The organism is Hymenobacter psoromatis (assembly GCF_020012125.1).
Lineage (GTDB): Bacteria > Bacteroidota > Bacteroidia > Cytophagales > Hymenobacteraceae > Hymenobacter > Hymenobacter psoromatis.
The window spans coordinates 2,281,685-2,301,816 of record NZ_JAIFAG010000001.1 but is presented as its reverse complement, the minus strand read 5'-3'; the positions used below and the strand labels follow the sequence as shown (position 1 = coordinate 2,301,816).

Here is a 20,132-nt window from a genome sequence, read left to right as displayed (position 1 = left end):
CCCGAACGACATCCACGCCGGTTATTCGTCCATCGTTTGGGTACGATTGCCGCGCTGCGCTCGCAATGACAGACGATTCGTAAATTATATGCTTGTTCTCTGCGAGCGGTTACTTCGCCGCCGCCACCCGCTTCAGCCGCGCTTGCAGCTGGTCCAGCGCGGGCCGCGAGAGGTAGCGGCCATCGGCCACGACGGCCGCGATGCGACGAGTATTGGCGATATCTACCAACGGGTTGGCGCTGAGCAGCACCAGGTCGGCGACCCGGCCGGCTTGCACGGTGCCAAAATCCTGGAGCCGGTGGGTGAAGCGCGCCGGGTTCAGGGTGGCCGTTTGCAGGGCTTGCAGGGGCGTGAAGCCGGCCGCCACGAAGCGCTGTAATTCCAGGTGCAGGCTCACGCCGGGAATCAAATCGACGCCCGCCGGCATGTCGGTGCCCGCCAAGAAGCCTACCCCCGCCGCGTGCAGCCGGCGCACCAGGTCCAACTCGTGGGCCACGAACTTTTCGCGCACCGCCAGCGGCTCGGTATCCAGGTTTTGGGCGATGCTTTTTTGGGCCCTGGGCCAGCGCGTTTCGACCCAGCTGTGGCCCGCGTAGGCCAGGGCCGAATCCTGCCGCCAGTCAATGGCATCCACCAGCCACTGGCCGCGCTCCCAGAAGAGGGTAGGGCACTGCCACACCTGGCGCGCGGCCAGCAGCTTGATGATAGCGGCCTCGCGGGCCGGGTCGTAGGTGGCCAGGAAGCGGCCCGGCGACTTCGGGCCGCCCGCCACATATTTGTCCTCGTCGGGCGAGCTGGCTTCAAAAATACCAATGAGATGCTCGAAGGTGCGCTGGCCGGCGGCCACGGCCTCGGCGGCGCGCACGCCGTCGGGCACGTGGCCATCAACTGGCAGGCCCACTTTTTTAGCCTCAGCCATGATGGCGAAATACGCCGCCCGCGGCACCAGCGACTGCACCTTGATAAAATCGACGCCGCGCGCCTTTAGCATGTCTACCGCCCGGCGGCCCTCCTCGGGGGTCGCAATGGCGATGGCCGCCTGGTAGGGCGACTTCCCGCCGTCGAGCATCGGCCCCGAAACCAGCATGCGCGGCCCCAGAATTTTGTGGGTCGCCACGGCCTGCCGGGCGCGCAGAATACTATCCAGCTCGCTGCCCATGTCGCGGATGCCAGTCACGCCATTGGCCACCAGCAGGGGCAAAATCAGGTCGGTGCCCGCGCTGGCCGTGCCGTCGAAATACACGTGGGTGTGCATGTCCCAAAGCCCTGGTATGAGGTACTGGCCGTGGGCATCAACCACTTGGCCCGCCCCAGGGGGGGTAGGGCGCGCCGACGGCCCCACCCGCACAATGCGCGACCCGGCAATGACCACCGTTTGGTCCGCCTGAATCTTACCGGTCTGCACGTCCACCACGTTAGCGTGCGTCAGCGTTAGCTGCTGCGCGTGGGCCGGTCGGCTACCCAGCCAGCCGATGAAAAGCAAGAGGAGGGGTAGGCGCATAAGATTGATTTTGAAAAGAACGTCATGCTGAGCTTGTCAAAGCATCTCGCTCGTGCCGTTGGATTAGTTGACCCCAATGGTGCGAGCGAGATGCTTTGACAAGCTCAGCATGACGTTCTTGAGGGGAAGATTCTGCCTACTAGAATTACCGTACCGAGCGCGGGTCGGCGGTGCCGAGGCGGCGGGCCTGCACCACGTCGCAGGCCAGGAATACGGCGGCCCGAAACGACGAGGCATCCGCGCAAAACTTGCCCGCGATGCCGTAGGCCGTGCCGTGGTCGGGTGAGGTACGCACTACCGGCAGGCCGGCCGTAAAATTTACACCCCGCTCAAAAGCCATGAGCTTGAACGGAATCAGGCCTTGGTCGTGGTAGATGGAGAGGGTAGCGTCGAACTGCCGGAACTGCCCGGTGCCGAAGTAGCCATCGGCGGGGTAGGGACCAAATACGAGGTGCCCATCGTGCTCAAACTGCCGGATAACGGGCGTTATTACGTCACCCTCCTCGCGGCCAATCAGGCCATTTTCGCCCGCGTGGGGGTTCATGCCCAGCACGGCCACTTTGGGCTTCAGGACGCCAAAATCCTGCTGCAACGATTTGATTAGCATCCGCACCTTGGTGCGCAGCAAGTCGCTGGTCACGCGCGTCGAAACGTCCTTGAGCGGGATATGGCCGGTGGCCGTGGCTACGCGCAGGCTTTGGTCCTCATCTATCAAAAACATGAGGCTGTCGGCCGCGCCGAAGTAGCTGGCCAGGAACTCGGTGTGGCCGGGAAAGCGGAAGTCGTCGGCCTGCGTGTTTTCCTTGCTGATGGGCGCCGTCACGATGCCGTCGAGCAGGCCGGCCTTGAGGTCGCGGGCGGCGGCGAGCAGGCTCTCGCGGGCGGCGCGCCCGCTGGCGGCCGAAGGCTGGCCGGGCGTGAGCTGAAAATCCTCGTCCCAGCAGGTCACGGCGTTGAGGCGGCCGGGGGCAATGTCGGCCGCGTCGCGCAGCTGCCGGAAAGTAAGCGGCTCGGCACCCTTTTCCACCGGAAAATCGTCGAAGAGTGCCGTCGCCGTGCCGTACACCACGGGCGTGCATTGCCGCAGGATGCGCTCATCGCGCAGCGTTTTATAAATGACTTCGGGGCCGATGCCGGCCAGGTCGCCCACGGAAAAACCCAGGCGGGGTAGGGAATTGGGCATAGTAAAGAAGAGCACGTAAAAATCGTTGTCATGCTGAGCTTGTCGAAGCATCTCTGCCGCTTCATATGAGTCATTCAACGAAGCGGTAGAGATGTTTCGACAAGCTCAGCATGACAACGATTTTTATGCGAGTTGTTTAGTTAAAAATTCGTATAAAAGCCGCACGCCCATACCGGTTCCACCCTTGCCGCGATACGAATCCGCTGCCGTCAGAAACGCCGGCCCGGCAATATCCAAGTGCAGCCAGGGCGTACCCTCAATAAAACGCTCCAGGAACTTGGCGGCCGAGATGTGGCCGGCCTCTGCCTTACCCAGGTTGGAAAGGTCGGCGATATCAGATTTCATGTGGTCGCCGTAGTCGTCCCAGAGCGGAAACTCAACCAAGCGCTCGTGCGTGCGGTGCGCGGCAGCTAGCAGGCGGGCGGTGGTGTCGGCATCGGCGGTGCCCATGACGGCGGCGGCCTCAGTGCCCACGGCGCGCACGGCCGCCCCGGTGAGGGTAGCGAGGTCAATGACCAGCTGCGGATGGTATTTGCGGGCGAAGCTCAGCGCGTCGGCCAGCAGCAAGCGGCCTTCGGCGTCGGTATTTTTGACTTCTACCGTGAGGCCGGCGTGCATGGTGAGTACGTCGCCGGGCACGTAGGCCAGACCGCCGGGGCGGTTGTCGGTGGCCGGCACCAGGCCAATAACGTGCAGCGGCACCTGGTTTTTGGCCAGCGCGTAGAGCACGCCGCCCACGGCCGCGCCGCCGGCCATGTCGCACTTCATTATATCCATGCTGCCCGGCGTAGGCTTGAGGCTGAGGCCGCCGGTATCGTACACCACCCCCTTGCCCACGAGCACGTACGGATGCTCATTCTGCGCGTTGGCGGGCTTCCATTCCAGGATGCTGAACGTCGGCGGCTCGGGCGAGCCCAGGTTCACGGCCAGCAGGCCGCCCATGCGCAGACTCTCGATGTGGACCAAATCCAGAATTTCGGTGGTGTAGCCGGCCGCGTCGCCGGCTTCGGCCAGCTGGTCGGCCAACTGCTGGGCATTCAGCTTATTGAGGGGCGCGTTCACCAGGTCGCGGGCAAAAAGCACGCCTTCGAGCAGGTTTTGCAGCTCGGTTACCTGGGCCGGGGTAGCGGCTTCGCCCACCAGCGTGAGGCGGGTAAGCGGCGCGGCGGCGCGGGATTTTGCGTCCGTTTTATAACCCGCAAACTCGTAGGCGGCCAGGAACAAACCTTCGGCCAGCGTGAGGGCGGCTTCCTTATTCTCACTCAAATTCTGAATAAAAACCTCGGTCGTTTTTTCCTTTTTTAGCAAGCCTTGCAGCTGGTGGCCGGCCCGGCGCAGGGCTTCGAGCTGGAGGTCGGGGGTAGGCTTTTTTTCGAGCACCACGAAGTAGTGCTGGTGCGAAAAGTGGTTAAGTGTGATGAGCTTCTGGTCGTCGGCCAGGGCGGCGTCCACGTAGGCGCAGGCCTCGGCGGGCAGGTCGGTGGCGGCGGCGGGGGGTAGGGCGGTGGTGCCAAGCGGCAGGATGAATACCTGGGTGGACCGGGCCGGCGCGGCAGCGGCGTGGGCAAGCGTGAGGGACATAAGGCGAATAAGCAGCGTGTAACTTTGGCGTGAAGGTATTGTAAAACGGAGTGGCACCCCGTTTCGCGTTCGCCTTAGTGCCTGCCCGCCCCCTACCCCCCCGAAACGGAGTGCCACCCCGTTTCAACTCCAGAATGACTTTTTGCCAAATCCTGCGGCTCTTGCCACTGCTGTTGCTGAGCCTGGCGCGGCCCGCTGCAGCCCAGCTCCTGCAGCCCAAAGCTGCCTTCACCCGCGCCGACTCGCTGCGCGGCGGACAGTCGGCGCTGCGCACCTGCTACGATATTACCTACTACCACCTCGACGTGAAGCTCGACGTGGCCGACCGCGCCCTGCGCGGCACCAACCTGTTTCGCTTCACCGCCACCCAGGATTTTACCCGCCTGCAATTCGACCTGTTTGCCAATTTGAAGGTGGATAAGGTGACGTACCACGGCCGCGAATTGCCCTTCACCCGCGAGGCCAACGCGGTGTTCGTGACCTTCCCTATCCCCATCCGTCAGGGCAGCCGCGACGAGTTCACGGTGGCGTATTCGGGCCACCCGACCGTAGCCAAAAAAGCGCCCTGGGACGGCGGAATGGTTTTTGCCCAGGATGCCGCCGGCCAGCCCTGGGTAGCCACCGCCTGCCAGGGGGTAGGGGCCAGCATCTGGTGGCCCTGCAAGGACCAGCAGGCCGACGAGGTGGACAGTATGCTCATCAGCATCGCCGTGCCCAAGGGCCTCAAAGACGTGTCGAACGGCCGCCTGCGCAGTACTAAAAAGCTACCCGGCGGTTACGTGCGCTACGACTGGGCCGTGCGCAACCCCATTAACAACTACGACGTGGCCCTGAACGTGGGCAACTACGTGCATTTCAGCGATGTGTACCAGGGCGAGAATGGCCCGCTGACGCTCGACTACTGGGTGCTGCCCGAGAATTTAGAAAAGGCTAAAAAGCAGTTTGCTGCCAACGTGCCGCCCATGCTCAAGAGCATGGAAGCGTGGTTCGGCCCCTACCCCTTCTATACGGACGGGTACAAGCTCATTGAAGCCCCGCACCTGGGCATGGAACACCAGAGCGGCGTCGCCTACGGCAACAAATACCAGAACGGCTACCTGGGCCGCGACCGCTCGGCCACCGGCTGGGGCGATAAGTGGGACTTCATCATCATCCACGAAAGCGGCCACGAGTGGTTTGGCAACAACATTACCAGCCAGGACATCGCCGATATGTGGGTGCACGAAAGCTTTACGACCTACTCCGAAAGTCTGTTCGTGGAAAGCCAGTTTGGCAAGCAAGCCGGGCAGGAATACGTCCACGGCCAACGGCGCAATATCCAGAACGACGGCCCCATCATCGGCCCCTCCGGCGTGAATAAAGAAGGCTCCAGCGACATGTACGACAAGGGCGCGAACCTGCTCAACATGCTGCGCAGCGCCCTTAACGACGACGCCAAATGGCGACAGATTCTGCGCGGCCTCAGCCGCACCTTCTACCACCAAACCGTGACCGGCCAGCAGGTGATTGATTACATTAATAAAGAATCGGGCCACGATTTCAGCCCCGTTTTCGCCCAGTATTTGCAGTACGCCAGCCTGCCGGTGCTGGAAATGCGCCTGGAGAAAAACCAGCTTCTGGGCCGCTGGGTGGCCGCCGCCCCTGGTTTCGACCTGCCGGTGCGCCTGCGCCTGAAGGGCGGCGCGTACCAGCTCGTGCCGCTCACCCCTAAGTGGCAGCCGCTACCATTGCCGGGTGCCACGCGCGATAATGTGGAGGTGGATACGTTTACTTATTACGTGGGCGTGTTGATGGAGTAATTGTTAGGGCAAATGGCCCCTACCCCCTCTTACCCTCCCATCCCCTTCCCCTATCCCATGACCGTTCGCCCCAAAAAACACCTGGGCCAGCATTTTCTGGCCGACCCCAATATTGCCCGCCGCATCGTGGAGAGCCTACGCCTGCCGGGGGGGGTAGGGCAGGTGCTCGAAATTGGCCCCGGCATGGGCGTGCTCACGCAGTACTTGCTGGAAAACCCGGCTTACCAAACCAGCGTGGTCGAGATTGATACGGAGTCGGTGGCTTACTTAAAAGAGCACTACCCGACGCTGACGCCACGCATCTACGCCACCGATTTTCTGCGTCAGGATTTAAGCCAGTTATTTCCGAACGAGCCGCTGGCCATCATCGGAAATTTCCCCTATAACATTAGCACGCAGATATTTTTTCAGGTGCTGGCGCAGCGCCAGCAGGTGCGCGAGGTGGTAGGGATGCTGCAAAAGGAAGTAGCCGAACGCCTGGCCGAGCCGCCCGGCTCCAAAACCTACGGCATCCTGAGCGTGCTTTTACAAGCGTATTACGACGTGGAATTTCTGTTCACGGTCCCGCCCCACGTCTTCGTGCCGCCGCCCAAAGTCGAGTCGGCCGTGGTGCGCCTCACCCGCAACGCGACCGAGCACTTGGCCTGCGATGAAAAGCTGTTTTTCCGGGTTGTGAAGCAAGCGTTTTCTACCCGCCGCAAAACGTTGCGCAACGCGCTCAAGCCGCTGGGCTTGTCGAGCGAGGCGATGGCGGGTGAGCTGTTCGACAAGCGCGCCGAGCAGCTGGGGGTAGGGGAATTTGTGGAGTTAACTAACTTGGTAGCATCCGCGCAAGGCTAGCAGGCCGCTTAATAGACCTATTTACTTGCCCCTGTTTTTATTGTCTATGCTTAAAACGCTCCTCGCCGGCATTCTGCTGCTTTGCTCGTTCACACCGGCCAAAGACGGTCCGTGGTTCAGCGGTCTCATCGTGTACCACAATGAGTTTCGCGACGCGGCCGGGGAGGTGGTAGAAAGCCGCGCGGGGGCGCAAGACCTGTTCTACATCCAGGGTAGTAATTATAAGCTTTGTAACGGGAAGAAAGAAACGCGGGAGCTGTACGTGGGCAAAACCCGCACGCTCCAAATGCTTCAGAACGGCCGGGTGGTGACGGCCCCCGACACGGCCAGGCACCAAATTCAACTCGTGGCCACGCATTTGCCCACGACCGCCGTTATTTTGGGCCGTCCGTGCCAGGCCGTGCAGCTGATGCACGGCGGGACAACCAGCATCATTTACTATTCGCTCGAGGTGCGGGTCAAGTCCCAGGGGTTTCGCACGAGCCCCTTCGGATATTGGTACGCCCTGCTGCGGGCCACCAACGGGGCCCTACCCCTGCGCACCATCAGCGTCTACTCCAAAAAAGGATACACGGCCACCAGCGAAGCTACGGCCATTAAGCCGATGGCGCTATCGGCCACCGATTTTACCATTGCCGCCCCGGCGCGGTAGCTTCTTATGGCTAATTCTCTCTGCCTGATAATTGACGAAATGCACCCCTCGCTGCTGCCGATGCTCGCGGCCATCGGCGTGGAAGGTGATTACCAACCTCAGCTCACCGCCGCCGCCGTGCCCGCCGCGCTGGCCGCCCGGCCCTACGTGGGCCTCCTGGTGCGAAGCAAGCTGCGGATAACCAGCGACTTGCTAGCCCACGGCCCGCACCTGCGCTACGTGGCCCGCGCCGGGGCCGGCGTGGATAATATTGATGAAAAGGCGCTGGCCGCCGCGGGCGTCGCGCTCCTGAACGCACCCGAGGGCAACCGCGACGCGGTGGGTGAGTTTGCCCTGGGCCAGTTGCTGGCGCTGCTGCGCCACACCGTGCCCGCCGACGCCGAAGTGCGCCGCGCCGAGTGGCACCGCGAGGCCAACCGCGGCGAGGAGCTGGGCCCCAAAACCGTGGGTCTACTCGGCTACGGCCACATGGGGCGGGCGTTTGCCCGGCGGCTCAGCGGCTTCGGCTGCACCGTGCTGGCCCACGACCACGACCCGACTGTGTTCCCTGACGGCCACGCCCGGCTGGTGCCGCTGGCCGAGCTGCAAGCCCGCGCCGACGTGCTAAGCATCCACATTCCGTATTCGGCGGCCAATCATCAGTTTGTGAATGAAGGCTTTATGGCGGATTTCGCGCACTCCTTCTGGCTGGTGAATACGGCCCGCGGTGAGGTAGTGGACCAGGCCGCGCTGGTGGCCCAGCTACGCGCCGGCCAAGTGCGCGGCGCGGCCCTCGATGTGCTAGATAACGAAAAGCTCCCTACCCTCACCCCCGCCCAGCAAGCTGCTTTCGACTATCTGCGCCAGGCCCCCAACGTGGTGCTCTCGCCCCACATCGGGGGCTGGACGCACCAGAGCTACGTGCGCATCAACGAGGTGCTGGCGGCCAAAATCGGGGCTTTTCTGGGTTCAATCAGGAACTAGGAACTTCTATCGTATCTTTGCCTGACCGAGAAGGGAGAACGGCTGGCCGATGTGCCAGCCGTTCTCTTTGCTTTTTTGCCCCACCCACCCGCCACGCGAAACCAGACCTGATTACGATGTCTACTATCAATTATTACACCGCCGAGGGCCTGCAAAAGCTGAAAGATGAACTTCAGGACCTCAAAGTCCGGGGCCGGGCCAAGGCCGCCGAAGACCTGCGCGAAGCCCGCGACAAGGGCGACCTGAGCGAAAACGCCGAGTACGACGCCGCCAAGGATGCCCAAGGCCTGCTGGAATTAAAAATCTCGAAGCTTGAAGAAGTTCTAGGCAACGCCCGCGTCATTGATGAGACCAATATGGATTTCAGCAAAGTACTCATTATGAGCAAAGTGAAGCTGAAAAACCTTAAGAATAACATGGAGCTAAACTACGTGCTCGTGGCGGAGGAAGAAGCCGACCTGGCCGCTGGCAAAATCTCCGTAAAGTCGCCCATTGGCAAGGGCTTGCTGGGCAAAGAAGCCGGCGATGTGGCCGAAATCACGGTGCCCGCCGGCAAGCTGCAATTCCAGATTCTGGAAGTAGGCAGATAATTGATGTGCTGATATGCAGCATTTTTGCTTGCATTCATGAGCGATGAGCAAAGAAAAAGGTATGGCGTAAGCCATACCTTTTTCTTTGCTGTTACCTTGCCGGTCGGGTCACTTCTTTGGTTGCCAGCGCAACCGGAGCCATAGCACACCAGCACATCAACAAACTAGCAAATCAACCCATGCCATCCATCTTTTCCCGCATCGTATCGGGCGAGCTGCCCGCTTTCAAGGTCGCCGAAGACGCTGACCACCTGGCCTTTCTCGATAGTACGCCCTTGGTGGAGGGCCACACGCTGGTCATCCCGAAGCAGGAGATTGACTACATTTTCGACCTCACGCCGCAGGCGCTGGCGGCGCTTCATGTCTTTGCCCAGCGCGTGGCCAAGGGCGTGCAAGCGGCCGTGCCCTGCCAGCGCATTGGCGTGGCCGTGATTGGGCTGGAAGTGCCGCACGCCCACATCCATCTCATTCCGCTGAACAAGGTGAGCGACATGAACTTTGCCAACCCCAAAATCAAGGTGCCCGACGACCGGATGCGCGCGCTGGCCACCGCTATCGCGGCTCAGGTGCCGGGCGGCAGCGGCCTGCCTACCCCCGAAGGCGCAGCCGATGCCAACCGTGCCGCCGCGCCCGCCGCCGACCCCAACGATGCCACCCTGGCCCAGCTACAAAAGCTGACCCAGGGCCTCAATTTCATCAGCGAGTCCGATGCGCCGCTCGAAGCCGTGAGCTACGCCGCTCCTACCGGTGCCCTCCCCGACGCGCAGCTGCTCCAAGTGCTGGGTGAGCCCGCCGGCACCCCCGTCGCGAAAACAGAGTTGACCGATTTCCTAAGCAACCACACCGCCGACAACGGCGTGACGGGTAGCGTTGCCACCGCTAACCGCTTCAAAGCCTTGCAGCTGTACTTAAGGCAGGAGCTGGACGGCACGCAGGTGTACCGCGTGGGAAAGGGTTCGCAAACCCGCGCCTACGCCCTGGGCCGCGACGTGGCCGGCCGGCTGGCGGGGTTTAAAACGGTTGTGACGAGCACCTAGGCAGCCACTGCAATGGGAATCTTTGACTTCCTGAAACCCAAACCAGCCGCTTCGCCAGCGCCGGCCGCCACGCTGGAAGAACTACTGGCCCAGGCCGCCGCCGACCCGGCCTACCAGCCTGAATTTTACCGCCGCCTGCTGCTGGAGTCTTTGTTTTTCTACTCCACCGGCACCCCGGATACTACGAGAGAGAATAACCCGATGCTGATACCTTATTTGACAGACGGTCGGGTTCCGATTTTTACCAGCCCCGCCCGCATTTTTGACAAGGGAATAGTAACGTTTGCGGTGGCGCAGTACCAGATGAAAGGCCGCGACCTGCTCGAAATGCTACCGGGTAAAACGCTTATGCTCAATCCCTATTCTGATTTTGGGAAGGAGTTGCTGCCAGCCGAGATAGCGCAAATTTTGGCTGGGACAATACTAGATACCGGTACCCGCCTAACGGTGGAAAAGGCCACCACGGTGCGCATCGGCCAGCCCGCAGCTTACCCCACCGACATGGTGCAGGCCCTGGCTCGGCTGCTGAGCCAGCAGCCCCGCGCGCGGGCCGCCTACCTAGCCTGGATACACGACCCCGCCGCCCCCGAGCCGCCGCACTACATCATTTGCCTCGATGTGGAGGGCGAGATGCGGACCATTTCGCAGCAAGTCGGCTTCGTGGCCCAGCAGTTTATCGGCAAAAGCGACATTATCGACATCGTGCAGGCCGACCAGAGTAGCCTGACCGATTATTTCCGGCAAACCAAGCCGTTTTACGAGGGGTAGTAACTACCTTTTTCAGCTGAATTTAACGCCTGTTTTCCGCGTGCGCTGCCTCTTTTTTCTCCTCGTAAGCAGCCAACTGGTCGCCGCCCAGTCCATCGCGCCCGCTGCCCTGGCTGCCCTACCCCTAGCGCGGCCCGCCGCCCTCGAAGCGCACGTGCGCTACCTGGCCGACGACCGCCTACGCGGCCGCCTGCCCGGCACGCCTGGCTACCAGCTGGCCGTAGACTACGTGGTAAGCCAGCTGAAAAAGAATGGGGTAGCGCCGGCCGGCGAGCGCGGCACCTACACGCAGGCCGTGCGCCTGCGCCGGGCCTTTATAGAGCCAGGCGCGGTGGCCAGCTATCAGCCAGCCGCCGGCGCGGCCCAGTCGCTGGTCGTGGGGCCAGCTATTACCTTTTACCCCAATCCCGGCCAGGCTGAGGTGGCCGTGGCCGATGCGCCGCTAGTGTTTGCCGGCTACGGCATCTCGGCCCCGGAGCTACACTACGATGACTACGCCGGGCTCGACGTGCGGGGGAAGGTGGTGGTCGTCACGCGCCAGCGCGCCCGGCAGTTTGCCGATAATGAGCGCCAGTATTTCGCCGACTTGCGCACGGTGCTCGAAACGGCCGCCCGCCACGGCGCGGCGGGTGTGCTATTGGCTGCCGCCCACGCCGAGGCTAAGCTGCCGGAGTTTCCGAAGGGACTCGTGAGCGCGCTCAGTCCCGACGGTCAGGTGGCGGTGTCGCGGAGCTACGCGGCGGGGCCGGCGCAGCTGGTGGGCAGCCTCAGCGCGGTGGCCGTGCAGCAGCTATTCACTGGCGCGGCCCGCGATACGGGGCAAGTAATGAGTACGTTGCGAGCCGGCCAGCCCGCGTCCCTACCCCTGCCCGGCCGCCTGAGCGCCCGTTACGCTAGCCGCTACCACGACGTGGACAGCTACAACGTGGTGGGCAAAATCATGGGTTCGGACCCCAAGCTGAAAAGCGAGTACGTGGTGCACAGCGCCCACCTCGACCACCTGGGGGTAGGGCCAGCTATCAACGGCGACTCGATTTATAATGGCGCGCACGACAACGCCACCGGCGTGGCCAGCGTGCTGGAAATCAGCCGGCTTTACGCGAGTTTGAAAACGAAGCCGAAGCGCTCCCTTCTATTTGTGCTGATGACGGGCGAGGAAATGGGCCTGCTCGGCTCGGCCTATTTTGCCAAATTCCCGACCGTGCCGCCGGGCGCGCTGGTGGCCGATATCAACACCGACATGCCCACGCTCATCGCGCCGCTGCTGAGCATGGTGCCGCTCGGGGCCGACCATTCTTCGCTGATGCAGGAAGTGAAAACGGCCGCGGACTACCTCAACATCAGCCTGGAGCCCGACCCCGAGCCGGCGCAAAACCGCTTTATTCGCAGCGACCAGTACAGCTTCGTGATGCAGGGCGTGCCGGCGCTGCACCTCAAGTACGGCAACAAAACCGCCGACGGCCGCAACAACCTCAGCGAAACCGTGCAGCAGTGGCGCGCCATTACGTACCACCAGCCGCAGGATAATTTTGCGGGCGGCACCTTGGACTGGGAAGCCGGCGCGCAGTACGTGCGCCTCAACTTCCTCATCGGCTACCAGGTGGCGCAGGGGGTAGGGCGGCCGACCTGGAATAAGGGCGACTTTTTCGGGGTGCGGTTTGGAAGGTGAGATGCAACCCTTTCACTGCCAAGGGTATCTACTGACTATTCAACTACCTGAAAATTAGCCAGCCATGAAGAAGCTTACCCTCTTACTACTGCTGGCCGCGACTGCCGGATGCCAGAAACACGACCCAGCTACCGATGAGTTTGAAGTGCAGACGCAGGGACGCAACTATGACTGCGGCAAGGCACAGGTAGTGGTGAAAGACCCGGAAAAGGTAGCCCGAGTGGTAGGCGAATCTCTTCTTAGAGGGAATACTTATTTAGCTCTGAAACTGGACACGGCGCTTTGGCTACACCAGAACCAGACGCTGCTGCTGCGAATTCGCCGCCCCACGGATGATGAGTCACTATTTATTTGCCACGCATTGGGGCCTGCCTACCCCGCGCTCACGGTGGTGAGCGCCCGCGTGAAACCCTAGCGCGCTGCAACCCGCCACCGGGCCGGTAGTCTATGAAAAGCCAGCGCATGTCGCGCTGGCTTTTTACGTTTTCAACCCGGTGATAATGCTTCGCTTAGCTCTCCTTGGCTTGTTGCTTTTTCAGGTGTTTGCCGCCAGTGCGTTGCGGCCGGTGGCCGCGTGGTGGGCCCGGCCCGATACGCTGGGTCTGCGCTACCAGCAGCTGAAAATCACCACCGCCGACCATGTAAAGCTGGTAGCCTGGCTGATTGAGCCCGCGGCCCAAGCTCCCGACCAGTACACAACGGTAGTAGTGGCTGGTGGCGATGCCTACAACATGTCGGGCAGCATCTACACGGCCTGGGCGCTGGCCGAGGCCGGCTACCGCACGCTGCTGTTCGACTACCGGGGCTTCGGCCACAGCCAGGCGTTTGCCATTGACCCACAACGGCTTTATTACGAAGAGTTTACCCTTGACCTGCGCGCTGCTCTGGCCGAGGCGCGCCGTCAGGCCCCGCGCGACCGGGTGGGCATTTTGGGCCTGTCGATGGGCGGCATTCTGGGGTCGGAAGTGGCAGTCCGCGCCCGCCCCGACTTTCTCATAACCGAGGGCTACCCCGGCAACCTGCCGGGCATCGTGGCCTACCAGCAAGCTGCTGGCAAAACTGTGACGCTGCCCGCCGAGGCCGCCGCCTACCCCCGCGTAGCGGCGCAGGTCAATTGCCCCTGGCTGCTCATCGCCGGCACCCAGGATAAAAACACGCCCCTGGCCGACTCGGCCGCCGTGGTGCGGGCCGCCCGCCGCCGCCAGCACCGCCAGCTGCTGACTGTAGACTGCGGCCACCTGGGCGCGCAGGAAAAACTAACGGAGAAGTTCTTCGCCGAGGGCTACGCGCGGGCCATCAGACGCTTTTTGAGTGGGGGTAAGGCGGCGGGGTAGGGGGCGAGAAACCGGCGGAGGGCGGCCGCTAGAATGGGGGGTAGGGCCACCCATCAAAACCCTCATTTTCCTAGCCCGACCAGCAGGAATACCGCGCTGACATACGTCCACAGCACCGAAAACAGGACGTGAATAATCGTCTCAAACCGCTTGCCGCGCCACAGCGCCGCCGAGTAGCCGAAAAACTGCGCCAGCAGCCGCGCCAGCCAGAACAAGCCCAGGCCCAGCGCCACCCGGCGGCCCAGCGGCGTGCCCACCAGCTCGGCGGCCGAGGTGAGGCAGAGTACGCCCATTAGGCCCACGGCCAGAGCCACAAAAAACGTGTGCACGTGCATTAGCTGGCGGTTGATAAGGCTGAGCGGGGCCAGCTCGCGCCGCCAGTGGAAGTATCGGCCGAAGCCCGCGTGCAGCAGCGCCAGCGCCACCAGCAAGCCCCCGATAAGCTCAAGCTGAAGCTGCATCATCATGCAAAATAAACGCCGATACGAACGGCGTGAGCTTGATTTCCTGCGTCAAATGCAGGCCCGCCGCCCGGAAGGTGGCCAGCCAGGCGCGCCGCGAGTGAAAGTGGAAAAAGCCGATGGTATAGGCCAGGAAATTGGCCGCGTCGCGCAGGTGTTCCACCACCACGATGGGTCCGCCGGCCCGCGTCACGCGCCGGATTTCGCGGAAAAAAGCGGCGCGCTCGGCAGGGTCGCGGATTTCGTGGGCAACCATGAAGGCCAGCGCCGCGTCGGCGGCGTGGTCGGGCAGGGGTAGGGCTTCAGTCGTGACGGGCAGCGCGCCGGGCGGCGGGGGGTAGGCTCGCCGCGCTCGCGCGATGGATACCTCCGTGTGGCGGGCCGGGTCGTAAAAATCGAGGGCCAGCAACTTTCCGGCCGGGTAGCGCTGCCGCAGTAGGGGGCTGATTTCGTCGAAGCCCGCGCTCACGGTGAGCAGCGTGCGGCCGGCGGCCGGCCCCACGCCCGCCGGCAGCCAGCCCAGCGCGTAGAGGCCCGCGCCATCGTACACGTAGGCCGACACCGCCAGCGAGACGACTACTGGAGCCAGCACCAATACCAGCCCTGCCCCCGCCCAACGCCCGAATGGGGCCGGGGCCAGCGCCGCCGCCAAGCCCAGCGCCAGCCCGGCCCCCAGCGCTAGGGCGTAGAAGTGCCAATTGAAGCGCACGATGTTGCGCAGGCCCTGGAGCGGTTTTCTTACGGGTGCCATAATTCGGTGCGGCCTTTTTTCCAGGAATACGGCACGTCGCGCAGCAAAAAGGCATTGGTCAGCACCAGCTTACTCAGCGGCAGCGCTTCCAGAAAACCCACTTGTGCCCGCGCCACGGCCACGGCCTGCGGCTGCCAGTGCGCGCGCACGCCCTCCACAATGACGACGCGCCGCCGCTCGGCCTCCACCGCAAACGTGAAGGGTAGGGGCCCGGCAAAGCGCCGCGCCTCGGCCCAAGTGGCGAAGGGCGAGCCAGCCGGCAGCGCCACCGCCGCATCGGGCGCGCCCACAGCGACATCAAAATTGCCCCGGCGCGACGAGGCCGCCAGGCCCCCGCCCGGCGTATTGGTCAGGCTCAGGTCAACGTGCGCGTAGCCGTAGTGGGTGAACGCGTTGCCAAGCAGCACCATGCGCCGGCGGTCGGTTTCGGAGCGCAGAATGTAGAGGCCGCGCAGGCGTTTGCCGGCCGGCGTGACGTAGCGCACAAAGGCCCGGTAGCCCACCAGGCAAAAATCCTGACCCAGAAAAGCCGGGAAACCCTTGGGCCGCAGGGCGCGGGTTTCTACCAGTGCCACGGCCAGAAAGGCCCACTCATCCTGCCAGGTATCGGCCACGAGCGGGGCGGGCAGCAGCGCCTGCACCTCGGCGGCCGGCGCGGCAAACGTGAGTACCAGCGAGCGCGTAAAAAACGCCTCGACTGCGAACGGATGAGTTTTCAGCCAAGCCAGCATCAGCGCAGGGGGGTAGGGGTAGGGCGGGGCAGCACGAATTCGTAATAATACAGCAGCAGCACGAACAAGCCAGCAAACACGGCGTTGAAGCGGCCCCACAGCAGCAGGTCGGGAGCCAGTGCGAATTCCAGTGAGTTCATACTCGCCACCAAAACTATTTGTGCCAGCACGCACCAGCGCCGCCGAATGCCGCTCAGTAGCCACACCGCCATGCCGATTTCGGCCAGCCCGATGAGGCGCGTGAGTAGCCCCGCGTGGGCCGGCCCCAGAATGCGCGCCACAATGGCCTCGTGGCGCGGCACCAGGCCCAGTACTTTGCACAGCAAGCCGTTAATCAGCCAGACCGAGGCAAAAAGGTAGGTTAGCAAGCGGTACATGGGGTAGGTAAGGGAGTATTGTCCTTGCGAGCGCAGCGCGGCAATCTTTCCTTGTCGTTCGCATCGTTGGGTTTACTACCCCTGACGGAAGGAAAGATTGCCGTGCTGCGCTCGCAAGGATAAATGATTTTTATTGCCGCTCCTAGCGCGCGCGCCCGCTATCCACTCCGCTTTGCAGCTGCGCCTGCGTGGCGGGGGGTAGGGCGCTGAGAATATCCAGGCCCGAGGCGGCCTCAATCTTATCCACCGAGGTCAAATACTGCGTCCACTGTGGGTTGATGCTGTTGTCGTTGGGCGTGTCGATGGCCACCACGCGGGCCTGGCCGGCGATGATGCGCTGGAGGTCGTTGTCGCCTTCGGGCAGGAAGACCACCACTTTCCAAATGCGGGCCGGTACCGACACGCGGCCTTGGTCGAGGGTGCTGGCGGGGCCGTTTTTGCCGGTGCCGCCGCGGCCGTAGCTGCCCATAATGACGTAGGCTTCCTGGCCGTTTTCAACCTGGCTGCGGGTGTATTCTTCGAGGTGCGCCCAGGTTTGCTGGTTGTTTTGCGGAGCCTGGGGCACCATGTTACTCATTAGGAAGGTGGCCGAATTGTTGTCCAGCGAGGACGTGCGGTCGCCGCTGGGACAGTTGTGACCCTTGTCGAAGCCCGAGCCGGCGTAGCTCTGCGGCGATACCTGGTAAAACTGCCGGGGTAGGCCGGGGTCAGCCCGAAAGTCGTTCTGGCGCGGTGCGTTCTTGGTGAGGTCGGCCTGGCCCACGTGCCAGCTCGTCCAAACCGGCGTGCCGCGCTGGGCGTTGTAGCCCGTCGTGTACTGCGGGTGGATGTAGAGGTAATTGGTCGGGTTGTTCGGGTCGGAGGTCGCGCCGCTGGGGTTACCGAGCAATAGGTTATCGGCGGTTCCCGATTCCTGGCCGCTGGCTCCGGGTTGTTGGTTCCGGGTTGTCGGTTCCTGGTTCCGGGTCCGGGGCTCCTGGCTCCTGGTGGTTGGGTTGTTCCGGTTCTTGAAGTAGTCATTGGCCGGGGTGGGGGGGGTAGGGGCAGGAACCGGCAGGCCCGCCGGCGCAACCGCTACCGCGCCGCTGGCCGTTTCGAGGCTGATGTCATCGAGGTTGAGCCGGCCCTTGCCCGCGTCGGTTTTGCGAATTTCCAGGCGCAGGGGCTCGGCGGCTACCCCCTCAAACACGGCCGGCCGCAGCGCGGGGCCGCTAGTGGTTTGGGGCTGGCCGTTGCGCTGCCAGGTGCGGCCGTGGTCGCGGCTCACCCATAGCTCCCAAGTGCTGGGGCCATCCTGCCCGTAGGAAGCCGCCAGCAAACTGATTTTGCGCACTCCGGCCGGCGCGTCAAACTGCATCGTGAGCTTGCCATCGGCCCGCAGGCGGGCGGCGTGCGCGCCGTCTTTGTGGTCCTGCTCGGTGCTGCCAATCAAGGCATTGGTAAATAGCCACGGGCCGGTAGCCAGCTGCTCATCCGCGGTCTCATAAGCGCCCTTGTGGCCCGTCTCAAAGGTTTCGGGAAAGGCGCTGGCCGGGGTTTGGGCCGCCGTGGTTGTAGTTGCCGAAGGCGAAGAGGTGCAGGCTAATAGCCCGAAAGTGGCCAGCAGGCCGAGCGAGAAGCGCATAAGAGAGCGGTAAGTGAGTTAAGGGTTAAGATGTAGAAGTTAGAAATTAAAAAGAACGTCATGCTAACGACGGGAAGCATCTCGCTCACGCATGTAAACCTACTACTTGAGGTTAGTTACGCGAGCGAGATGCTTCCCGTCGTTAGCATGACGTTCTTTTTAATTTCTAACTCCTTCCTGCCCTACACGAGCTGCTTCACCCCGCGCTCGCTGTTAGTTTCGACAATTACGCGGGTGCCGCGCTGGTGCGTGAAGAGCCGATAGGTCCAGTTGGCCGTCACGACCAGCTTGTTGCGGAAGCCCGACAAGTAATAAATGTGCACCGTGAGCCAGGCAACCCAAGCTAGCAGGCCGCCCAGGTGCCGCCCGCCTGGCAGGTCGGCCACGGCGCGGCCCCGGCCCACAATGGCCAGCGTGCCCTTGTCCCAGTATTCAAACGGAGCCCAGACCTCCGACCGGCGCTCGCGGGCCAGGTTCTGGGCCAGGTGCGTGCCCTGCTGCATGGCGGGCGGGGCTACCTGCGGGTGGCCCTTGGGGTAGTCCTTGGTTTTCATCAGCGCGATGTCGCCGATGGCAAATATATGCTGGTAGCCCTTCACCATATTATACTGGTTCACCAGGTAGCGACCGTGCTCCACCCGGTCGTCGGGCAGGCCCGCGATGGTGCTGCCCGTGACGCCCGCCGCCCATATCAGGGTGCGCGTTTCGAGGGCCTCGCCGTCCTTGAGCTTCACCGTCTGCCCGTCGTAAGAATCCACCAGTTGCTGAAGCTTCACGTTGACGCCCAGCTCCTGCAGGTACTGGCGTGCGTGCTGGCCGGCGTAGTCCGACATGGGCGGTAGCACCCGGCCTTCACCCTCCACCAGGTAGATATTCATCTTCGTAATATCCAGGTCGGGGTAGTCTTCGGGCAATACGTGCGTCCGCATCTGGGCCAGGGCCGCCGATAGCTCCACGCCGGTGGGGCCGGCCCCGGCAATCACGAAGTTGAGCAGCCGCTGGCGCTCGGCGGGGTCCTGGGCCAGGTTGGCCAGCTCGAAGCAGCGTAGCAGCTGGTTGCGCAAGTCCACCGCCTCGCCAATATCTTTCAGCGGGAAGGCGTTTTTCTCAATCTTAGCATTACCGAAGTAATTAGTTTTGGTGCCCGTGGCCAGCACCAGGTAGTCGTAGGGCAAATCACCCGCGGCGGTGTGCACGAGGTGCTTATCCGGGTCCAGGCTGTCCACGCCCACACTACGGAAGTGAAAGTCGTGGTGCCCATCGAAAAGCTGGCGCAGCGGCTCGCCCACCGACTCCGACTCCAGCCCCGCCGTGGCTACCTGATATAGCAGCGGCCAGAAGCCGAAGTAGTTGGTCTTGCTCAGCATCACCACCTGATACTGGTTGCCGGGCAGGCCCTGCACAAAATTGACGGCCGCGAAGCCGCCACCGACCACTACCACGCGGGGCTTGGTCGTGTCGGGGATATTTAAGCTGAGTTGGGGGGTAGCGGGCATCACGTTAGGAATTAGTGCAGCCCGGCTATACGAGAGTTACGCGGTAGGGTGTAGGGCTTGCCCCCGCCCGGCGTTGCTGGCCCCTGGTACGCATCGTTCACCGGCGGGCGGGGACTAGCTCCGTACCTTATCCCAGCGCGACGGAGAAAAGCTGACCGTTTACTTCCGCTGGTCGTAGTGAAAGCGGGCCGACAAAAATTGAATTCTTTCGCCCACCACGCGGTACACGAGCCGGTGCTCCTGCAAGATGCGCCGCGACATGTAACCGCTGCCCAAATGCTTTAGCAGTTCTGGCTTGCCAATTCCGCCTAGCGGGTCGCGGCTGGCCAGCTCTATCAGCGTCAGCACTTTTAGCGCCGTCGCCCGGTCGGTAGCTACCCAATGGGCGAGGTCGTTCAGGCAAGCGGGTAGGAGCACGATTTGCCGCGCCGCAGGCGGCGGCTTACTCATCGGCGGTCAGGCCCAGCTGTTGCCGCAACTCCGCCACCGAGGCGAAGACCACGCCCTCGCCGCGCTCGGCGGCATCCATTGCATCGAGCAGGGCGCGGGTATTGGCGCGGGAGCTGAATAGGTGCAGCGTCTCTTGCATAGCGCTTAGCTCGGCCGCCGGCAGCAAGGCCATCGTTTCGCGGCCGGGCCAGACCACTTCGGCCGCCGTGCCGGTGCGGGCTACTTGTTCCCAAATGGCCCCCAGGTCGGGCTGCATGGGGGTGAAAGAGGTGGATTGCATACGCTAAAGATAGGGCCTAGGGGATAAGTCAGACGCCACGAGGAA

21 protein-coding genes are annotated in these 20,132 nt (G+C 62.9%); 10 read left to right on the top strand and 11 right to left on the bottom strand.

Annotated elements, in window-relative coordinates; genetic code table 11:
• Positions 1-109 precede the first annotated feature (109 nt).
• From LC531_RS09940 to LC531_RS09930, 3 genes are all read right to left on the bottom strand, one after another.
• The gene (locus LC531_RS09940; protein ID WP_223650139.1) at positions 110-1,501 is read right to left on the bottom strand and encodes an amidohydrolase family protein; all 1,392 of its coding nucleotides are present in this window, start codon (positions 1,499-1,501) and stop codon (positions 110-112) included.
• A 145-nt stretch (positions 1,502-1,646) separates the two neighbouring features.
• Positions 1,647-2,735 carry a 4-hydroxythreonine-4-phosphate dehydrogenase PdxA gene (gene pdxA, locus LC531_RS09935; protein WP_223650138.1) on the bottom strand — a complete coding sequence of 363 codons (1,089 nt, stop codon included), beginning with the start codon at positions 2,733-2,735 and terminating at the stop codon, positions 1,647-1,649.
• Between the two features lie 72 nt (positions 2,736-2,807).
• A complete protein-coding gene (locus LC531_RS09930; RefSeq protein ID WP_223650137.1) occupies positions 2,808-4,265 on the bottom strand; it encodes a leucyl aminopeptidase family protein in 1,458 nt (485 codons plus the stop codon).
• A 134-nt stretch (positions 4,266-4,399) separates the two neighbouring features.
• Here LC531_RS09930 and LC531_RS09925 point away from each other — a divergent pair, with 134 nt between their 5' ends.
• The 10 genes from LC531_RS09925 (at position 4,400) to LC531_RS09875 (ending at position 13,917) form a co-directional block, all read left to right on the top strand.
• Positions 4,400-6,064: a M1 family metallopeptidase gene (locus tag LC531_RS09925; protein ID WP_223650136.1), complete on the top strand. Its 1,665-nt coding sequence runs from the start codon at positions 4,400-4,402 to the stop codon at positions 6,062-6,064.
• A gap of 57 nt (positions 6,065-6,121) precedes the next feature.
• On the top strand, positions 6,122-6,904 hold the full coding sequence (rsmA, locus tag LC531_RS09920) for a 16S rRNA (adenine(1518)-N(6)/adenine(1519)-N(6))-dimethyltransferase RsmA (protein ID WP_223650135.1): 783 nt from the start codon (positions 6,122-6,124) through the stop codon (positions 6,902-6,904).
• Between the two features lie 46 nt (positions 6,905-6,950).
• Positions 6,951-7,556, top strand: a complete 606-nt coding sequence (locus LC531_RS09915; RefSeq protein ID WP_223650134.1) for a hypothetical protein — start codon at positions 6,951-6,953, stop codon at positions 7,554-7,556.
• Between the two features lie 6 nt (positions 7,557-7,562).
• Positions 7,563-8,519, top strand: coding sequence for an NAD(P)-dependent oxidoreductase (locus LC531_RS09910; RefSeq protein ID WP_223650133.1), 957 nt, complete (start codon positions 7,563-7,565; stop codon positions 8,517-8,519).
• A 116-nt stretch (positions 8,520-8,635) separates the two neighbouring features.
• Positions 8,636-9,109 carry a transcription elongation factor GreA gene (gene greA, locus LC531_RS09905; protein WP_223650132.1) on the top strand — a complete coding sequence of 158 codons (474 nt, stop codon included), beginning with the start codon at positions 8,636-8,638 and terminating at the stop codon, positions 9,107-9,109.
• 179 nt (positions 9,110-9,288) lie between these two features.
• Positions 9,289-10,146 (top strand): nuclease A inhibitor family protein, encoded by an 858-nt coding sequence (locus LC531_RS22900; protein ID WP_332874885.1) that lies wholly within the window; start codon positions 9,289-9,291, stop codon positions 10,144-10,146.
• Between the two features lie 12 nt (positions 10,147-10,158).
• Entirely contained in the window at positions 10,159-10,914 is a 756-nt protein-coding gene (locus LC531_RS09890) for an enhanced serine sensitivity protein SseB C-terminal domain-containing protein (RefSeq protein WP_223650131.1), read from the top strand.
• A 40-nt stretch (positions 10,915-10,954) separates the two neighbouring features.
• Positions 10,955-12,583: a M28 family peptidase gene (locus tag LC531_RS09885; RefSeq protein ID WP_223650130.1), complete on the top strand. Its 1,629-nt coding sequence runs from the start codon at positions 10,955-10,957 to the stop codon at positions 12,581-12,583.
• A gap of 64 nt (positions 12,584-12,647) precedes the next feature.
• Positions 12,648-12,998: a hypothetical protein gene (locus LC531_RS09880; RefSeq protein WP_223650129.1), complete on the top strand. Its 351-nt coding sequence runs from the start codon at positions 12,648-12,650 to the stop codon at positions 12,996-12,998.
• Positions 12,999-13,083: 85 nt separating this feature from the next.
• Positions 13,084-13,917 (top strand): alpha/beta hydrolase, encoded by an 834-nt coding sequence (locus LC531_RS09875; RefSeq protein ID WP_223650128.1) that lies wholly within the window; start codon positions 13,084-13,086, stop codon positions 13,915-13,917.
• 62 nt (positions 13,918-13,979) lie between these two features.
• Here the strand turns inward: LC531_RS09875 and LC531_RS09870 are convergent, their stop codons facing one another.
• From LC531_RS09870 to LC531_RS09835, 8 genes are all read right to left on the bottom strand, one after another.
• Entirely contained in the window at positions 13,980-14,384 is a 405-nt protein-coding gene (locus LC531_RS09870; RefSeq protein ID WP_223650127.1) for a hypothetical protein, read from the bottom strand.
• On the bottom strand, positions 14,362-15,129 hold the full coding sequence (locus LC531_RS22695) for a class I SAM-dependent methyltransferase (RefSeq protein ID WP_262903278.1): 768 nt from the start codon (positions 15,127-15,129) through the stop codon (positions 14,362-14,364). The genes LC531_RS09870 and LC531_RS22695 overlap by 23 nt, the downstream gene beginning before the upstream one ends.
• Positions 15,117-15,860 (bottom strand): DUF2071 domain-containing protein, encoded by a 744-nt coding sequence (locus LC531_RS09860; RefSeq protein WP_223650126.1) that lies wholly within the window; start codon positions 15,858-15,860, stop codon positions 15,117-15,119. Before LC531_RS09860 ends, LC531_RS22695 begins: the two co-directional genes overlap by 13 nt.
• Positions 15,860-16,237, bottom strand: a complete 378-nt coding sequence (locus LC531_RS09855) for a DoxX-like family protein (RefSeq protein ID WP_223650125.1) — start codon at positions 16,235-16,237, stop codon at positions 15,860-15,862. Before LC531_RS09855 ends, LC531_RS09860 begins: the two co-directional genes overlap by 1 nt.
• A gap of 142 nt (positions 16,238-16,379) precedes the next feature.
• Positions 16,380-17,861: a DNA/RNA non-specific endonuclease gene (locus tag LC531_RS09850; protein ID WP_223650124.1), complete on the bottom strand. Its 1,482-nt coding sequence runs from the start codon at positions 17,859-17,861 to the stop codon at positions 16,380-16,382.
• 182 nt (positions 17,862-18,043) lie between these two features.
• Positions 18,044-19,357, bottom strand: a complete 1,314-nt coding sequence (locus tag LC531_RS09845; protein ID WP_223650123.1) for an NAD(P)/FAD-dependent oxidoreductase — start codon at positions 19,355-19,357, stop codon at positions 18,044-18,046.
• A gap of 159 nt (positions 19,358-19,516) precedes the next feature.
• Entirely contained in the window at positions 19,517-19,774 is a 258-nt protein-coding gene (locus tag LC531_RS09840) for a Txe/YoeB family addiction module toxin (protein ID WP_223650122.1), read from the bottom strand.
• Positions 19,775-19,799: 25 nt separating this feature from the next.
• On the bottom strand, positions 19,800-20,087 hold the full coding sequence (locus tag LC531_RS09835; protein ID WP_223650121.1) for a type II toxin-antitoxin system Phd/YefM family antitoxin: 288 nt from the start codon (positions 20,085-20,087) through the stop codon (positions 19,800-19,802).
• Positions 20,088-20,132 lie beyond the last annotated feature (45 nt).

What these genes read in the sequence shown, in the direction of transcription:
- LC531_RS09940 (WP_223650139.1), bottom strand. Translation starts at nt 1,501, where the DNA reads ATGCGCCTACCCCTCCTCTTGCTTTTCATCGGCTGGCTGGGTAGCCGA.
- pdxA (WP_223650138.1), bottom strand. Translation starts at nt 2,735, where the DNA reads ATGCTTCGACAAGCTCAGCATGACAACGATTTTTACGTGCTCTTCTTT.
- LC531_RS09930 (WP_223650137.1), bottom strand. Translation starts at nt 4,265, where the DNA reads ATGTCCCTCACGCTTGCCCACGCCGCTGCCGCGCCGGCCCGGTCCACC.
- LC531_RS09925 (WP_223650136.1), top strand. Translation starts at nt 4,400, where the DNA reads ATGACTTTTTGCCAAATCCTGCGGCTCTTGCCACTGCTGTTGCTGAGC.
- rsmA (WP_223650135.1), top strand. Translation starts at nt 6,122, where the DNA reads ATGACCGTTCGCCCCAAAAAACACCTGGGCCAGCATTTTCTGGCCGAC.
- LC531_RS09915 (WP_223650134.1), top strand. Translation starts at nt 6,951, where the DNA reads ATGCTTAAAACGCTCCTCGCCGGCATTCTGCTGCTTTGCTCGTTCACA.
- LC531_RS09910 (WP_223650133.1), top strand. Translation starts at nt 7,563, where the DNA reads ATGGCTAATTCTCTCTGCCTGATAATTGACGAAATGCACCCCTCGCTG.
- greA (WP_223650132.1), top strand. Translation starts at nt 8,636, where the DNA reads ATGTCTACTATCAATTATTACACCGCCGAGGGCCTGCAAAAGCTGAAA.
- LC531_RS22900 (WP_332874885.1), top strand. Translation starts at nt 9,289, where the DNA reads ATGCCATCCATCTTTTCCCGCATCGTATCGGGCGAGCTGCCCGCTTTC.
- LC531_RS09890 (WP_223650131.1), top strand. Translation starts at nt 10,159, where the DNA reads ATGGGAATCTTTGACTTCCTGAAACCCAAACCAGCCGCTTCGCCAGCG.
- LC531_RS09880 (WP_223650129.1), top strand. Translation starts at nt 12,648, where the DNA reads ATGAAGAAGCTTACCCTCTTACTACTGCTGGCCGCGACTGCCGGATGC.
- LC531_RS09875 (WP_223650128.1), top strand. Translation starts at nt 13,084, where the DNA reads ATGCTTCGCTTAGCTCTCCTTGGCTTGTTGCTTTTTCAGGTGTTTGCC.
- LC531_RS09870 (WP_223650127.1), bottom strand. Translation starts at nt 14,384, where the DNA reads ATGATGATGCAGCTTCAGCTTGAGCTTATCGGGGGCTTGCTGGTGGCG.
- LC531_RS22695 (WP_262903278.1), bottom strand. Translation starts at nt 15,129, where the DNA reads ATGGCACCCGTAAGAAAACCGCTCCAGGGCCTGCGCAACATCGTGCGC.
- LC531_RS09860 (WP_223650126.1), bottom strand. Translation starts at nt 15,860, where the DNA reads ATGCTGGCTTGGCTGAAAACTCATCCGTTCGCAGTCGAGGCGTTTTTT.
- LC531_RS09855 (WP_223650125.1), bottom strand. Translation starts at nt 16,237, where the DNA reads ATGTACCGCTTGCTAACCTACCTTTTTGCCTCGGTCTGGCTGATTAAC.
- LC531_RS09850 (WP_223650124.1), bottom strand. Translation starts at nt 17,861, where the DNA reads ATGCGCTTCTCGCTCGGCCTGCTGGCCACTTTCGGGCTATTAGCCTGC.
- LC531_RS09845 (WP_223650123.1), bottom strand. Translation starts at nt 19,357, where the DNA reads ATGCCCGCTACCCCCCAACTCAGCTTAAATATCCCCGACACGACCAAG.
- LC531_RS09835 (WP_223650121.1), bottom strand. Translation starts at nt 20,087, where the DNA reads ATGCAATCCACCTCTTTCACCCCCATGCAGCCCGACCTGGGGGCCATT.